Raw genomic sequence first — 16,690 nt, 5'->3', positions numbered from 1 at the left:
TTTAGTTGAAGGTGGGCGTGAGATCATATACGGGCCATCTATTCGCATTGAAATCCGGTGGTCCAAAATATTCCGCAGCTGTAACTGTATGGGTGTTAGCGGTTAATATACTTGTTGGGATAAATAAGTAAGATAAAGTAAAAGCGACCCATCCACAGATTAGCGGATAGGTCGCATTTTGATTAATTACAGTCATCTATTTAATATAAACATGAACTACTCGTTTTGCTAAGCTTTCCGTACCATTTCCAGTAACATATGCGCTAATGTGTGTTGCGCTTCTTTAGAACCGGAATTCCAAAGTTCCATTAGCATTTTTTCCTCCCTATTGCGGGGCTCTTCGTGTTTGGCGAGATAATTTGCAACTAATTCTGTAGTTTTGGCAAGTTTTTCTTCACTCAAGCCCATGTTTTCCCCTAACTCAACTTTCTCCGAAAGATACTGTTTGAATCGATTAAAGTTTTCTAAAATTTCGTCCTTTTTCTCGACGTCAATTTGAGATAATTCTTTTTGTACTTTATCCTTCATATCCACTAAAAACACTCCCTTTTTTGTTTGAACTTATAGTGTTCACTTAAACTCAGTGCTATAAACAGGAAAATAATTACTTCGATTTCTTAGTGGAAATGAGTTTTTTATTTATAATACAAACAATAACTCGGTATGGTGAATCAAAAGGGGAAGCAAGTGTGTGCAATTAATAAGTTACGTCTGTTGAATATAACGAGTCATTGTAAAGGATGTACATGGCGAAAGACTATTTAATCGGTAAATTGAATATGAAGTTTTTATAGAAGAATCCGAAGACGTGTGGGATAAAGTCAGCAATATACTTGGAAATAAAAGCAGTCACCTTCTCAATCGAGATGGTAGCTGTTTTTTCGTTATGGGTTGTGCGCCTATCAGCGTTTTTAAAAATCCTCCCCAACCATCCTGTTTTATATCACTTCTTTTACAAAGCTGTATAATGTGAAGAAGCGCTAAACGCTGATATTACTGGGTTAGTAATTAATAAATACCTTCATTTGATAACCGTTGTTTATATTGAGTTTACATGTATCTATTAAAATGAATTAATTGTTGAGCAAAGAAAGAAGGTGTTCAAGCATGGCAAAGGTATTAATTGTAGATGATGATCCACATATGCGCGAGTTGGTGGGACTTTTCTTACGTCCAGACGGCCTTGAAATTGTTGAAGCATGTGATGGTGTTGAAGCTTTGGCAGCACTGGAGTCATTTAAGGCAGACCTAGTTATATTAGATATAATGATGCCAAACATGGATGGATGGGAGTTATGCCGAGAAATTAGAAAGCAGTATGATATCCCGTTGCTGATGCTGACAGCCAAAGGAGATACGACACAGAAAGTCAAAGGGTTTGAGTTGGGTACAGACGATTATCTTGTGAAACCATTTGAGCCAGCTGAACTTGTTGCACGGGTAAAAGCGCTACTTAAACGCTATCGAATTGCAATTTCGCAGACGGTTCAGGTAGGCGAACTGATGATGAATCGCAAAACATATGAAGTGTTCTTGGAAAATCGAAACGTGGAGCTACCGCTGAAAGAATTTGAATTGCTGTTTAAATTAGCGAGCTATCCAGGTAAAACCTTTTCGCGGGAGCAGTTGATTGAGGATATATGGGGGTATGATTACGAAGGTACAGATCGAACGGTTGACGTGCATATTAATCGATTGCGCGAGCGTTTTTCCGATCACTGTGATTCCTTTAAGATTAGCACCATTCGCGGATTAGGTTATCGCCTAGAGGTAGAAGGTTGAGAAAAGTGCTGCGTATTGGAACGGCTGTAATTGCGTGGTTAATCGTCACTGTTTGCTACTGGTCGCTAGCTTACTTAGGAACTTCGTTCATTCATAAGAAATGGGATTTGCATATCAGTGACTTCTCAAGAGGGTTGATTACATTGTTTGCGATGATTTTTCTGTTCATTGTCACTAGCTGGATTTTTTCGAGGTTTGTTTCTCCACGCCGAATGGATTTTTTCACAATGATGATAGATGCCATGCGAAGAATTTCCAAGGGCGATTATGATGTCAAGTTGGCGAATCAATTTAAACATAAAAAGAATCATCCTTTTGGAAAAATAGTAGAGAGCATTAATGAGATGGCGGTAGAGCTGAATCAAATAGAGCAAATGCGTCAAGAGTTTATCTCCAATGTCTCGCATGAAATTCAATCGCCACTTGCCTCGATTAGTGGTTTTGCTACTGTCTTAAAGCAAAGCGATTTAACGTTAAAGGAACGGGAACATTATCTTGGGATTATTGAAACCGAGAGTAGGCGATTAGCCAATCTAAGCGATAATTTACTGAAGCTAACATCCATAGAATCTCAACATCACCCTTTTGAGCCAGTAGCGTATCGTTTGGATAAACAAATTCGTGAAATCATTCTATCTTGTGAACCTCAATGGGTTGCTAAATCGTTGGAGTTGGATATTTCATTAGATGAAGTGGAAATCATCGCTGACGAAGAGCTGATGAGTCAGGTATGGATTAATCTCATTAACAATAGTATCAAGTTCACACCTAGTGGTAGTAGTCTGAAAATAGTTCTATATCAGCGTGCGCAGGAAGCAGTTGTGACCATTGCGGATACAGGAATGGGTATAGCTGAGGAAGATCAAGCGCATATATTTGAGCGCTTCTATAAAGTGGATAAATCACGTAATCGTATGCTAGGTGGAAGCGGTTTAGGTTTGTCCATTACGAAGAAAATCATCGACATGCATGATGGTTCTATTCAAGTACAAAGTAAATTGAATGAAGGCACCATTTTTACAGTTACTTTGCTAATTTAAGAAAGTGATTGTCAGGAAGTCTATAGAACAAGGAGAATCTGTGGAATGTTAAAATTGTTAAAAAATTTATCCGTCTACAAATGGATTGTACTAGCGATATTAGGACTTGTTTTCATTCAATCGATGTCGGATCTATTTTTGCCGACGCTAATGGCGGATATTATCGACAAAGGAGTCGTTATTGGTGATATCCCGTATATTTGGAAGATTGGAGGAATCATGCTCTTGGTTGCTGCACTTGGGGCGATTGCATCTATTGTTGCAAGTTACTACTCTTCAAAAGCGGCAATGGGATTAGGTCGGGATATTCGCCGAAAAGTATTTGATCATGTGGAGAACTTTTCACTTCAAGATTTTGATGAAATTGGTACGGCATCACTGATTACAAGAACGACAAATGATATTACGCAAGTGCAGCAAGTGGTCATTATGATGCTTCGGATGGTAGTAAGTGCCCCGCTTATGTTGGTTGGCGGTATAATTATGGCTGTTTCAAAGGATGCAAAGTTATCGTTAATTATTGTTGCGGCGATGCCTATATTAATCGGTTCAGTGTTACTTATTCTTTATAAAGGAGTACCTCTGTTCCAAACAGTGCAAACGCGATTGGACCGGCTAAACCTTGTTTTACGTGAGAACTTAACAGGCATTCGTGTGATTCGTGCGTTTAACCGTGAAAAACAAGAGCAGGTTCGCCTAAAGAAAGCGAATAAAGATTTGACTGATGTATCAATCAAGGTTAACAAGATGATGGCATTTTTAATGCCTGTCATGATGCTCGTTATGAACCTAACCGTTGTTGGTGTAATTTGGTTTGGTGGACTTCGAATTGATAATGGTGCCATGCAAATTGGGGATTTGATGGCATTTATACAATACGTCATGCAGATTATGTTCGCACTTGTTATGGCATCGATGATGTTTGTTATGATACCTCGAGCCGCTGTTTCAGCAAAACGGATTAACGAAGTTCTTGCGATGCAACCAACGTTTCTGGATGAAGGTACTAAAAAAGCGGACAAAGAGCCGGGAACACTTGAATTTGACAGTGTATCATTTAGCTACCCGGGTGCCGAGGCGCTAGCATTATCGGATATTAGCTTTACGGCAAAATCGGGTAAAGTGACCGCTATTATTGGCGGAACAGGCGCGGGAAAAACAACGCTTATTAACTTGATTCCACGCTTTTATGACGTTACTTCCGGTACGATTCGCGTCAATGGTGTTGATATTCGCGAATCATCACAAGAAGAAGTACGATCGAAAATCGGCTTCGTTCCACAAAAAGCGCTGCTCTTTTCCGGTACGATTGCTGAAAACATTCGTTTCGGCAAACAAGATGCAACGCAAGCTGAAATCGAGCATGCTGCTCGTATTGCGCAAGCTGAAGATTTCATTTCTAGGATGGATGACGGCTACGATGCTGTTATATCCCAAGGTGGATCGAATGTGTCAGGAGGTCAGAAGCAGCGGTTATCCATTGCACGTGCGTTAATTCGTAAACCAGATATTTATATTTTCGATGATAGTTTCTCCGCACTTGATTACAAAACGGATGCAAATTTACGTGCTGCTTTAAAAGATGAAACGGGGCAAGCGACTGTCCTCATCGTTGCACAACGTGTTAGTACCGTTATCGATGCGGATCAGATCATCGTTATAGACAACGGTGGAATTGCCGGCATTGGTACGCACGAGGAACTTCTTGAACATAATCAGGTCTATCGTGAAATTGTCGAATCACAGATCTCGGAGGAGGAAATCGCATGAGTGAACAAAAACAGTCACGACCTCAAGGCGGAGCCCCAATGGGACCTGGCGGAGGAAATATGATGATGATGACAGGGAAAAAGGCCAAGGACTTTAAAGGTACATTACGCCGCCTGATAGGTTATTTAAAACCCCGTCGCAATTCATTAATCGCTGTATTTTTTGCAGCAATTTTAAGTACAGTCTTTATGATTGTAGGACCTAAAATAATGGGGAATGCGATTACCGAATTATTTGAAGGTGCTTATGGCAAGGCCACAGGTGTGCCTGGAGCAGGAATCGATTTTGAGGCAATCGGTAAGTTACTCCTTTTACTCGCAGGTTTATATATCATCAGTAGCCTATTTAGCTATATTCAACAATACATCATGTCGAGTGTGGCACAAAAAACGGTGTATGATTTACGGGAAGATGTCAACGGCAAGCTTAAGAAACTACCGCTTAAATATTACGACGGCCGCCCGGTTGGCGAAACACTTAGCCGGGTAACGAATGATATTGATACAATTGGAAGCACATTGCAACAGAGTTTGACGCAATTTATCACATCAGTTGTTACAATTGTTGGGATTCTTATCATGATGTTAACGATCAGCCCTGTGTTAACACTTATTGCGCTCGTCAGTTTACCCCTATCGCTGTTTGGCATTCGGCCAATTTTGAAGAGGTCACAAAAGCATTTTGCTGCCCAACAACGTACGCTTGGTCAATTGAATAGCCATGTTGAAGAGATGTACACAGGCCACCAAGTCGTCAAAGCATTCGGCCACGAGCGAAAGTCCGTTGCCGAATTTGATGAGGTGAATGAACAATTATATGATGCTGGCCGTAAAGCCCAATTCATTTCCGGGATTATCATGCCAGTGATGTCTTTGATTGGCAACCTCAGCTATGTCGTTATCTGTGTAGTTGGTGGTATTTTAGTAACACAGCGTGCTATTTCAATCGGGGATATTCAAGCGTTCATTACGTATACACGTCAATTCACACAACCGATTATGCAAACGGCAAATATCGCGAACATCATTCAGTCGACTGTCGCTGCAGCGGAGCGGGTCTTTGAACTACTTGATGAGGAAGAAGAAATAAAAGAAGTGACGATAGCGAGTTTAACGCGTGCAGAAGGTACAGTGACATTTGAACACGTCGACTTTGGTTACGGGGACGATTTGTTAATTGAAGATATGAACATTGACGTGAGTCCAGGTCAAACAGTCGCCATTGTAGGGCCAACTGGTGCCGGGAAAACGACATTGATTAATGTATTAATGCGTTTTTACGAACTGAACGGCGGGAAGATTACAATTGACGGACTCGACACACGTGATATGTCACGTGAAGATCTTCGAACGACTTTTGGAATGGTTCTCCAAGATACATGGCTCTTTAATGGGACGATTAAAGACAATATCGCTTTCGGAAAAGAGGGCGCAACGGATGATGAGATTTTCGCTGCATCCAAAATGGCTCATGCCGATCACTTTATTCGAACATTGCCGGAGGGCTATGATACAGTCTTGAATGAGGAAGCATCTAACATTTCACAAGGACAAAAGCAACTTATTACGATAGCTCGTGCCGTTCTGGCAAATCCTCCTGTTATGATTTTGGATGAAGCGACTTCGAGTGTAGATACACGGACAGAGCTCCTCATTCAACAGGCGATGAACCGCTTAATGGAAGGGAGAACGAGCTTCGTCATTGCTCACCGACTTTCAACGATCCGGGATGCTGATCTAATCATCGTAATGGATCAAGGGAAGGTAATTGAACAAGGAACACATAACGAGCTGTTGGAAGAGAACGGCTTTTACGCAGATTTGTACAACAGCCAGTTTTCCAATAAACCTGCAATGTAACAGCAAAAGCGGAAGCGCCTGTTCTGCCCCGACAAGCACTGGAAGGCTTGAAGATAAAGGCGCCCTTTGCCTTTATCAGCAAGACTGAAGTGACTCGAGGGGCAAGGCGTTGGAGTCTGGACGAGACAGGCGCTTTAGTCTAGACAAGTTAGGTAAACCCCATCCACGAGTTGGTTTCTTGGATGGGGTATTTTTTATGCCTTGCGAAAGGTCCGCTTGAGGTGCATACTATTTTAGTAGCTTATTATACGTATAGGAGTTAATAAAAAATGAAAACTGATGTAGCAACACTCAAAAAAATGACGCCTGCTTACGATCCATGGGAAGCATACTTGGATGTACAGGAGCATGGCAAACTGACATTGTCGAGCATTGAATTCACGACGACGTATTTATGCAATATGCGTTGTGAACATTGTGCAGTCGGGTATATGTTACAGCATAAAGATCCTGACGCATTACAAGTAGCATTGCTACTGTCTCGCCTAGATGAAATTCCACAATTAAGAACTATAAGTATCACAGGCGGAGAGCCGATGTTCTCTAAAAAGTCGGTAGAGAACTATGTTCTACCGTTATTGAAGTATGCGCATGAACGTGGAGTCCGTACACAAATGAATTCGAACTTAACGATGCCACTCGACCGCTATATGGCAATTGCACCCTATTTGGACGTCTTACATATTTCACATAACTGGGGCACAGTCGACGACTTCGTGGACGGTGGATTCGCCAATATGGAACGTAAACCACCTCGGGAACGCCGAGCTGAGCAATTCCAGCGGATGATCGATAACAGCCGAGCATTGGCTGAAGCAGGTGTCATGGTTTCAGCGGAAACGATGTTGAATAAACGAACGTTGCCGCATCTAGAACATATTCACCGACAAGTCGTAGAGGAAATGAAATGTGCGCGCCACGAGGTGCACCCAATGTATCCAAGTGATTTCGCTTCTCAGCTTGAAGTGCTTTCATTAGATGAAACGCGGAAAGCGATTCATGAGTTACTGGATCATCGTGACGAAGATGTCTGGATGCTGTTTGGTACATTGCCATTTTATGCGTGCAGTGATAACGAAGAGGATTTGGTGCTGTTAAAACGAATTTACAACAGTAAAAACGTATCAGTACGTAATGACCCAGATGGCAGATCCCGTCTGAACGTCAATATTTTCACTGGCGATGTGATTGTCACGGATTTTGGTGATACACCGCCAATGGGCAATATTCAGACTGAATCGCTTCCTGTAATGCTCGACCGCTGGCTTGAGCGCCCACTTGCAAAAACGATTGGTTGCCATTGTCCCGCGGTTAACTGCTTAGGGCCGAATCTATTGGTTAAAGAAGCGTATTATCCTGAGGTGGACTTCACGAAAAAGAAAGCAAATATATCGATATAAAACAAATTTAAAACGACATCGCTATGAGAAATTAAGTTCTCATGGTGGTGTCGTTTTTACGTTTTAGTTTTGTTAATTCAATAATGAGGTTGAATTGGACAAAAATGAAGCATCGTAGAATGTAGTCTTTCGTAATCCTTTATAGTTAATAGATTCAAGTTTATGTCGATTTCTTTTTCGTTTTTTAATATCAAGATCAGTTTGCTTGCGCTAACACGCCCTTGTTCAATTTCTGATAGATCTACTCTTTTTCTTCGAAAAACTAACCCTTTATGAATAGAAAGCGAGTTGTCTTTTAACCTGAGATAATCGATTGTTTGTAATTTGAAGTAATATACGGCCAGCATAGTAGACAATAAAATGTTCAATAGGAGTATAGGGCCCACTACTAAACCAAATGCACCATTACTACCATTCAAAAGAAAAAATATCAAACCTACGTTCAATACAGCAACTATCGACCATATAAACCCAGTGATAGTCCACATGTGATTATTTTTATATGTAAGCTTCAGTTAAATCATCCCCTATCAGATAGATTGCTTTTATATCGCAAGTGTTTATTCACCAAAATCAACCAGTAAATTACTAGTTACTCTTGTGATTAAATCCCAGGCGCTCTATGTATAGGTACTTTTGAATCGCTTTGGACTGAACGGCTACTACACCATTAGCGAGGTTTCTCACTACACAGTTTTTTCGAAAACGTATGTGTGGTCTTTCGTCCGCCGCTCTCCGCTGTTACAGATACACTAAGTGCTAAAGCACCTGGGAAAGAAGTGATTTTATATCTCTCTATGTGATTGTTTTCGCCACTAAAGCTCCTTATTCCTCTATCTTGGTACCACTATGTAAATTGATGAATAGTTTTCTTATGAAGTGCATGATAATGCTAATATAAGAGGGAGTTAAGCAACGAATTCACTAAATTTAGTTGAACTCGTTTTTTATTGAAAAAAATAAAATGAACGATTTACCAGTTTGAACTGTCTAATAGGTAACAGGGGGTGGGAGTATGGAGCTGGATTTGGCGAAAAGGACCATTGCGGGTGATGAACGGGCGTTGGTGAAGCTGTTGGCACAACATGAAGATACGCTCTATCGTACGGCTTATGCGTATTTGAAAAATGAGCATGATGCTATTGAAGCTATGCAAGAGCTGACGTATCGAGCTTTAAAAAAGATACATACCGTCAAAGAACCAACGTACATAGCAACCTGGCTTGTCCGAATTATCATCAATATTTGCCTAGATATGAAAAAGAAACAAGAGAAATTAGTCTACAATCATGAAATTGAACTAGCGTCGACAGATCATCAACCATTTGAAATGGCCGATATTATCACAAGTCTGCCAACAGAACAACAAGAACTTATCTATTTAAAATACTTCCAGGATTTGAAGAACGGAGAAATTGCACACTTGAAGCAAATTCCCGAAGGTACTGTGAAATCGAGGCTACATAAGACGTTAAAAAGATTACGCGTACTCATTGCAAAGGAGGAACTATAATGACCAACTTGAATGAGCAGGACTGGCAGAAGTTGACGGAGGAATTAGAAGCGGTTGAAATCCCAAAAGAAGAATTGCATCAAGCACGTGTAACTGCCGTGCATCAGCATCGGTTGACTAAGAAGAGAAAGCGCGGTCTGTATTCAGTCGCCAGTGTAGCTGCTATTGTACTGCTACTATTTGTGACGTCGATTCGCGTTTCCCCTGTGTTTGCACAAGCTGTGGCCAAAATTCCAGGGTTTTCTCCTATCGTTGGCATGATTGCTTATGATAAAGGAATCAGCGACATTGTTGAAAATAATTACTATGAAGAACTCGGAATTGTAGTAACGCAGGGCGACTATACCTTGACTTTACAGAATGTCGTAGCTGATCATTCGGGCATGACGATATTTTATAAGCTTGAATCCCCCTTTGATCTTTCCAAAGTGAGTATAACTTCTTTAGAGGTGTCTCAACAAGGTATTCCATTTGGTGTCGCAAGTTCATACAATGTCTCTAGATCGGGTGAAAGAACTGTACAGGAAGACAAAGTTGAAATTACGTCTGCTGATGAATTATCGTATGCTAATATGTCATTTGAATTTAATTTGTTCTTGAGTGATCCAGCAGAGACAAAGTTCGCCGTGCCATTCACACTCACCAAGCCCATTAAACAACCAAAAGTATATGAAGTGAACCAATCTGTTGTCGTAGATGGTCAAAAAATTGACATTAAACAGTTGAAAATTTCGCCGTTACGCGCAGAAATCCGACTAACTACTGACGAACAAAACACAATGCATTTACTAAAGTTTACATCGGTTCGTTTGATTGATGAGAATGGTGAAGATTGGGGTCAACCGAGAAATGGAGATGGCGGTCTATTGCGTGATGGCGAAGTAAGTCTATTCATGCAGAGCAATTACTTCAGGCAGCCGAAAAAACTAACGTTAGTGATGGAGAGGATCGAAGCACTTCCAAAAGGCTCGGATTATATCGAGGTCGATTTTGAGCAACAGAAAGTGCTGTATGTGCCGAGTGGACTGGATATTGCTGTGCAAGTGCCATCCCGCAATACATTGGAAGTCACTTATCGACCTGGCGGTTGGCTACTATTGGCTGGAATATTTGACAAAGAAGGCGATGATTTAAGTAATAGTTTAATCGAAATGCATGCTAGCAGAGAAGCACCTTATGTCACAACAGTCTCTACATTTGATTTTGAGAATGAAGTGAATCCAATTCGTCTGAATATTAATAGCTATCCTCTGTATTTAGACGGCAAGGTAGAAGTGGATATTCCACTTGAGTAATAAGTTTTCGAATCCTACCTTTCAATTGAATATTGGCTATCAATTCATCAGGTTTTAAAAAATAATGAAAACGATGTCTCTATGAGTAAATGAAATCTCATAAAGGCATCGTTTTTAATTTTCAATTAATGAAATGAATAGGTTGTTAGTAACGTATTAATGATAAAAGATACTTTTAGCAGAGTTAGTTATCTGAACAGAAATAAACCACTATTATTACAAGGAGTGCTGATGTGAAAAAGCGATTATCGTTAATTGTTCTGATCCTTCTATTAACTGGGTGTAATTCGGATTTTTCATTTTCAGAAATAAGCATAGGTAATGCAAATGATGCTGTACAGGAATTTATTGAATATGCTGAAGTGAAGAATGGTAATTATCTCTACCTTGATGGTGAAAAAAATATGTATGTATTTATAAATGGAATTTACGTTAATCAAGGAAATGATGCCGTTTATTTTAGTGACTTTAACGTAAGTGCTCAACAAGACACATTGAACGTGTTTATCAATCAAGAATATGATTCTGACTACTCAAACACCAAATTAAAATATCAAGTATTATATAAAATCAAAACGGTAGAGAAATATGATACGATAAACCTTTTTATCAATGGAAAACCCGTTTCGTTCGATGAAATATTCGGCAATGAACAGTTAATCGTGTATGGAATGTAGATACGCGTAATTGCTAACGACAATATGAACGGCCCAATTTTGAAAGCTATTCATAAGAGTCAAAAAAACATATTGAAGGATCCGGAGAAGTCTTTGGATACATGAATGCTACGCCTAGCATTCAACTTGCAACTTCGAGTATTTCAATGGTTTTCCTGTCGACATAAAGGTATCTTGCATAAAGATAGCCTATCCGGAATCAGCAAAAACGTATAAAATGGATAATAAGGTCGGGAAAGTGGATATTGTTTATAAATCAAGATAAAAGGACTTACAGAAACGGGGTACAAGGATGGCTGGCTATAGTGAACCTTCCTTCTTATTATTTTCAATGGAGCATGTGGCGGCAATAGGCGTGTTGTGCCTATCCATCTTATTGTTATTTATTTTAAGAAGGCGATGGTCGGTGTCGTCGAAGTATGAACGCCTTTTTGCGTTGACTTTATTGGTAATGGAAGTCCTTTATCATGTTGGGATGATTGTAACTGGGAGATGGGGACTTAGCGATTCGTTGCCGCTAGAATTATGCAGCATTAGTTTACTTGTTGCGATTGTTCTCTTATGGACAGGGAATAGGCATTTGTATGATTTCATCTTTTTTGCAGGTATTGGAGGGGCGCTTCAAGCGATGGCGACTCCTGTATTAGATGTTGGATTCCCGCATTTCAGGTATTTCCACTTTTTTTACACGCATATTGGAATCATAATAACGGCACTATACTTTACGTGGATGAAAGGATACAGACCTACTTTTATAGGAATCATCAAGACAATGATTATTTTAAACTTGTTGTTGCCACTTATATTTGCGGTTAATGTGTTTTTCCAAGGCAACTATATGTTCTTAAGGGAAAAACCAGTCAACGGAAGTTTGCTTGACTACTTAGGACCCTATCCGTGGTACATTTTAGCGCTCGAAGGAGTAGCATTTTTGATCTTCGTCTGTTTGTGGCTACTATTTAGAAAGTGGCATTTTCGTGATGGGTCACGTTAACTACATCTTAAGACTGAGTTGCAATCACTTCTCAGGTCCATTTGAATTAAAATCCTATCCATTATACTAAATTGTAATCAGTGAATTGATTGCAACAGAGAGAAGGGTACAGAATTATGGTTGACTATACGATGAAAGTTCAAGAGGAGTTGCATTTTTGGAAGCGGAAAATGACAAAGCGATCAGGCATTATTAGCCGTACGTCAAAAAAAGCGCAAATGAAAGTGAATGGTCTTATTCCAGAAAAGTTTCATCAGGTAATGACAGAGAGCATAAAAAACATGGTGAAAGCCACTTTGGTCGGCTCTACTATCACGACGAAAAAAAGGCAATCAACCGTGCTAAGTCTATATGAGAGGGATGAGTTATTTAAGGAAAAGCTTTCGTCATTCCGCAAAACTGCTGTTATTGAAGGTGCAGGAACTGGAGCAGGGGGAATAATGCTAGGCCTTGTCGACTTTCCGCTTCTATTATCCATTAAAATGAAGTTTCTGTTTGAAGCCGCTGCGGTTTATGGATTTGATACGAATGAATATGAAGAGCGATTGTTCATTTTACATGTGTTCCAGCTTGCATTTTCAAGTGAGGAAACAAGGAAAGAGACATTATCTATTATTGAGAATTGGGAAGAAGAGAAACTTCTGATTGCTGATATGGATTGGAGGGACTTTCAGCAAGAATACCGAGATTACATTGATTTAGTGAAAATGTTTCAATTAATTCCTGGCTTCGGCGCGATTGTCGGCGCGTTTGCCAACTATAATCTGCTTGACCAGCTCGGGGAAGCGGCTATGAATTCATATCGGCTTCGTTTAATGCAAAGAATCTCGGATACAGAAAAAACTTGAAATCATAAATAAGGAGGTTTGGCATAAAATGTTTATTAGAAATAAAGTGTTCATTATCGTAGCGTTGGTATTGCTTATTGTTGGTGGAATTGCATTGATGTTCAATTCCGGGAATCACTTTGAAAATAACGCCAAGAAAAAAGTGATTGATGATCAATCATTTACCAGTATTGAAATTTTGACGACCAATGCAATGGTCGAGATTGTGCCAACCAAAGATTCGATAACGACAGTGTCGTATTCAGGGAAGACAAAGAAAAGGTCGAAATTCATTTTCGAGGCTGTTGTAAAAGAAAACACACTATCTGTTCAGTTCAAAGAAAAGCGGCGAAGTTTCATTAACTTTGGCTTATCCTCGTTAAACTTAAAGCTAATCGTGAAAGTGCCTGAAAAACAGTATGATCGAATTCAAGCGGAAAGCAATAACGGGCGGATCAAAGTGGAGAATATTCAAACGAAAGAGTTGGCACTGGAGACAGACAATGGCACGATTGAGTTAAAAACCATTGATGCTACAGCTGTCAATGTTAAAACTGATAACGGAGCAATTATACTAGATCATGTTGATGGTACGATTGTCGGAAGAACAGATAACGGGAGAATTTCCCTTGTAACAAACAATTTAGATCGACCGATTGAATTAACGACAGATAACGGTAAAATCGAGATTCAAACTGAAAAGGAACCGACGAATGCTACGATTGACGTTAAAACGGACAACGGAAGAATCAATGTTTTTGGATATGAAAACAAACATACGAAGTTCGGAAATGGTGAGAATTTAATTAAATTAAGAACGGATAATGGAAGAATAACGATAACGAAATGATAGGATACATTCTATCATTTCGTTTTTTCTATTAATTGGAGTGCTTCGTAATCAGCCTCTGTATCGACATCGAATACTAGCCTCTTATCAGCACAGGGTAATAGCTTTCCCTTTTGGAGAAAATCACCTTGTAAAATTGCTTTTGCTCCTTTATCTCCACGTAACTCCATCAGTTCGTTGTACATGGAAGACGAAAAAAGGACAGGCGGCATGATTGTCTGTTCATATGTGGTAGCGACGAATCTGCACATCTGGTTGTTCTTCGTGCACGCAATCATTTCTTCGAGCATTTGGACGGTGATAAAAGGTTGATCCGCCAATATGACGATGATGGCATCCATGCGATCAGTTTGTGCCTGTTGAATGCCGTAGCGCAATGATTCGGATTGGCCATGATGTGCAGTTGGACATTTTATGAATGAACATTTCGCATCTAGTTTCATTTCAGCGGGAAGCCAATCTGCATCGTCCTTATCCTTTGTAATGATATAGACTTTATCGAGCGATGATTTCAAAGCTGTTTCAAGCGCTAAGCTACCTACTGTCATGGTTCCAACAGGTAGTGCTAATTTATTACTCCCCATACGGCTGCTGTTTCCAGCGGCAAGATAAATACCTGCGATTTTCATGAAATTCCCCCGCGTCTAACTGCTATAAGTTCTGCTACAATACTAACAGCAATTTCCTCAGGTCCATCTGCACCAATAGAAAGCCCTATAGGTGAATGAATCCAATTGGGAATTTCTTCGCCTAGTAAACGTTCAGTTCGTTTTTTTGACCCTAAAATACCAAGGTACAATAATTGATGGTCGCGGAGTCTATGCATTAGTTTCGCATCCAACTGGAAATCATGCGTCATAATGACAACTGAATCGAGTGGACTTAAAGAGATATTGTCAATTAGTTTCTCGGTGTCGCCAACCTGAAAAGATACTGCAGTAGGAAAATGAATTTCATTACAAAGTGCACTCCGAGAATCAAGCAGATGAACCGCATACCCAACGTTTCCAGCAAGTCGTGCAAGCGGCCGTGCATCAACGCCTGCACCGATTATATAAAGGGCAGGTTGAGGCCATATAAGTTGAAAATACATCATTTCGTCTTCGTCGTCCTTACTTTTTTGTCCTACTTTGTTTTGAAACGGAGTGAAGGCATCTAGTTCGAAGGGGATTTCACTTTGCCAGTGGTCGAGGCAGTTTTTGCTTTCATTTAAAAATGCATAGTTGTCAAACTCACTTATTGATTGGATAAATAAAACGGGTTCCATGGCCAAGAACTGTTTGTGCATTAAGGTTAGAAAGTGCCGGAAATCATTATCGATATCGCGCACAAATATTGAGACAACTCCATTGCATCCCGCACCACGCCCCCAACCAAGGTCATCTTTAGCACTTAAGTCATAGTGAACAATTTCTACTTTTCCTGTATTAAACATTTCTATGGCACGATTATGTAAATCACTTTCAAGACAACCACCGCTGATGATACCTGTATGTGTACCATCCTCTTGAATGAGCATCCAAGTACCTTCTTTCCGGTAAGCTGATCCTTCCACCTGAATAATCATCGCAAGTACAACGGGTTGGGTATCAATCAAAACAATTTCAATCATTTGCTGAATCGATTGCAAATCCACACCTCATTTCTTTCCACCCACTGTCGCCATTTAGCTAACCTTCTATTCATTCTCTAATATCGTTACCACATTATAATCTGTCGTTGTTTTGGTTAGAATGCGAGAGAAGTATATAACTTTTCGGGGGTGTAGTATTTGGATAACTATTTACTTCCGGTCGTAGTCGGAATTGTTTTTGGATTTGTGGCACGAACACTCTTGTTACGTACTGATTTTCGGCAATACCCAACGTATCCGACAGGGCGAATCATTCACCTTTCCTTTGGTTTCATTGCGGCATTCATCGGTGCCGTAGCGATTCCAGCAGTGTTGGAATCTGATTGGACTGCCGTGACATTCCTTGGTCTTGCTGCTACACAGTTTCGTGAAGTTCGGAAGATGGAAAGGGAGTCACTTCAAAATATCGATAACTTCGAACTTGTAGAGCGTGGGACGCCATTTATTGAGGGGATGGCACAAGCGTTTGAAAGTCGGAATTATTTAGTGATGTTCACGGCTCTTATCACAACATTGTGTGCTGTGTTTTCCTTCTGGTTGGGAATTATCGGTGGGATTGTCATGCTAGTCATGGTGAAGTTCAATATGTCAGGACAGTTATTGAATGCAATCGCGGATGTTACAGAAGCAGAGATTCGTTTTGAAGGTCCGACGCTTTTTGTGGGTGATATCCTTATTAAAAATGTAGGACTGGAAGATACAAGAAAAATAATTACCGAAAAGGCAGTTGGTGCAATTATCATCCCGAAAAATCAAAACAGTATTGTCACTTTGTCCTTCCTAGGGCAGCGACAAGCAATGTTGCACCATGTTGCTACTGTACTGGGCAGTTATCTAGATTCCGGTGAACCGGCATTGATTCCACTTACGAAAAGAGATATGGAGGACGGGCGAATCGCATTGTTCTTTTTGCCGCGGGAAAAAGATTTCCATCAAATCAAGGCCGTATTAGACAATGTCCCCGTATTGGATAGTGCAATCCGGATGCCTAAAGAAGCGGATAAAGGAAAATAGGGGAACTAAATCTAAAATGCGTGACGTTTAAAGGAC

The 16,690-nt window shown here is 40.2% G+C and carries 15 protein-coding genes; 12 read left to right on the top strand and 3 right to left on the bottom strand.

Annotated features, from left to right (window positions below; all coding sequences use genetic code 11):
* Positions 1–228: 228 nt before the first annotated feature.
* Entirely contained in the window at positions 229–528 is a 300-nt protein-coding gene (locus tag MKX62_RS19570) for a DUF3243 domain-containing protein (RefSeq protein WP_067213947.1), read from the bottom strand.
* A 579-nt stretch (positions 529–1,107) separates the two neighbouring features.
* Between MKX62_RS19570 and MKX62_RS19565 the strand changes: the two genes are divergently transcribed.
* The 11 genes from MKX62_RS19565 (at position 1,108) to MKX62_RS19515 (ending at position 14,007) form a co-directional block, all read left to right on the top strand.
* A complete protein-coding gene (locus tag MKX62_RS19565) occupies positions 1,108–1,782 on the top strand; it encodes a response regulator transcription factor (protein WP_067209392.1) in 675 nt (224 codons plus the stop codon).
* Positions 1,783–1,787: 5 nt separating this feature from the next.
* Positions 1,788–2,822: a HAMP domain-containing sensor histidine kinase gene (locus MKX62_RS19560; RefSeq protein WP_338656848.1), complete on the top strand. Its 1,035-nt coding sequence runs from the start codon at positions 1,788–1,790 to the stop codon at positions 2,820–2,822.
* 45 nt (positions 2,823–2,867) lie between these two features.
* Entirely contained in the window at positions 2,868–4,592 is a 1,725-nt protein-coding gene (locus tag MKX62_RS19555; RefSeq protein ID WP_338656647.1) for an ABC transporter ATP-binding protein, read from the top strand.
* Complete coding sequence (locus tag MKX62_RS19550) at positions 4,589–6,451, top strand: ABC transporter ATP-binding protein (RefSeq protein WP_340742138.1); 1,863 nt, start codon at positions 4,589–4,591, stop codon at positions 6,449–6,451. Before MKX62_RS19555 ends, MKX62_RS19550 begins: the two co-directional genes overlap by 4 nt.
* A gap of 269 nt (positions 6,452–6,720) precedes the next feature.
* Positions 6,721–7,851, top strand: coding sequence for a radical SAM/CxCxxxxC motif protein YfkAB (gene yfkAB, locus MKX62_RS19545; protein ID WP_338656650.1), 1,131 nt, complete (start codon positions 6,721–6,723; stop codon positions 7,849–7,851).
* A gap of 1,015 nt (positions 7,852–8,866) precedes the next feature.
* Positions 8,867–9,364 (top strand): sigma-70 family RNA polymerase sigma factor, encoded by a 498-nt coding sequence (locus MKX62_RS19540; protein ID WP_338656651.1) that lies wholly within the window; start codon positions 8,867–8,869, stop codon positions 9,362–9,364.
* Positions 9,364–10,659, top strand: coding sequence for a DUF4179 domain-containing protein (locus MKX62_RS19535; RefSeq protein WP_338656653.1), 1,296 nt, complete (start codon positions 9,364–9,366; stop codon positions 10,657–10,659). The genes MKX62_RS19540 and MKX62_RS19535 overlap by 1 nt, the downstream gene beginning before the upstream one ends.
* A 233-nt stretch (positions 10,660–10,892) precedes the next feature.
* Positions 10,893–11,336, top strand: a complete 444-nt coding sequence (locus MKX62_RS19530) for a lipoprotein (RefSeq protein WP_338656655.1) — start codon at positions 10,893–10,895, stop codon at positions 11,334–11,336.
* Between the two features lie 292 nt (positions 11,337–11,628).
* Positions 11,629–12,330, top strand: a complete 702-nt coding sequence (locus MKX62_RS19525; RefSeq protein WP_340742137.1) for a YwaF family protein — start codon at positions 11,629–11,631, stop codon at positions 12,328–12,330.
* 116 nt (positions 12,331–12,446) lie between these two features.
* Positions 12,447–13,178 (top strand): EcsC family protein, encoded by a 732-nt coding sequence (locus MKX62_RS19520; protein ID WP_340742136.1) that lies wholly within the window; start codon positions 12,447–12,449, stop codon positions 13,176–13,178.
* 28 nt (positions 13,179–13,206) lie between these two features.
* Positions 13,207–14,007 (top strand): DUF4097 family beta strand repeat-containing protein, encoded by an 801-nt coding sequence (locus MKX62_RS19515; RefSeq protein WP_340742135.1) that lies wholly within the window; start codon positions 13,207–13,209, stop codon positions 14,005–14,007.
* 14 nt (positions 14,008–14,021) lie between these two features.
* Here the strand turns inward: MKX62_RS19515 and MKX62_RS19510 are convergent, their stop codons facing one another.
* Positions 14,022–14,636: a nucleotidyltransferase family protein gene (locus tag MKX62_RS19510; RefSeq protein WP_067209363.1), complete on the bottom strand. Its 615-nt coding sequence runs from the start codon at positions 14,634–14,636 to the stop codon at positions 14,022–14,024.
* Positions 14,633–15,637: an XdhC family protein gene (locus tag MKX62_RS19505; RefSeq protein WP_187044855.1), complete on the bottom strand. Its 1,005-nt coding sequence runs from the start codon at positions 15,635–15,637 to the stop codon at positions 14,633–14,635. The genes MKX62_RS19510 and MKX62_RS19505 overlap by 4 nt, the downstream gene beginning before the upstream one ends.
* A 141-nt stretch (positions 15,638–15,778) precedes the next feature.
* On the opposite strand from MKX62_RS19505, the gene MKX62_RS19500 reads away from it, so the two are divergent.
* Positions 15,779–16,654: a YIEGIA family protein gene (locus MKX62_RS19500; protein ID WP_067209359.1), complete on the top strand. Its 876-nt coding sequence runs from the start codon at positions 15,779–15,781 to the stop codon at positions 16,652–16,654.
* The last annotated feature ends 36 nt before the right edge of the window (positions 16,655–16,690 follow it).

This window comes from Sporosarcina sp. FSL K6-5500 (genome assembly GCF_038005665.1).
GTDB classification, from domain to species: domain Bacteria; phylum Bacillota; class Bacilli; order Bacillales_A; family Planococcaceae; genus Sporosarcina; species Sporosarcina psychrophila.
The sequence above is the reverse complement of the archived record's forward strand: the minus strand, read 5'-3'. Positions and strand labels throughout refer to the sequence as shown.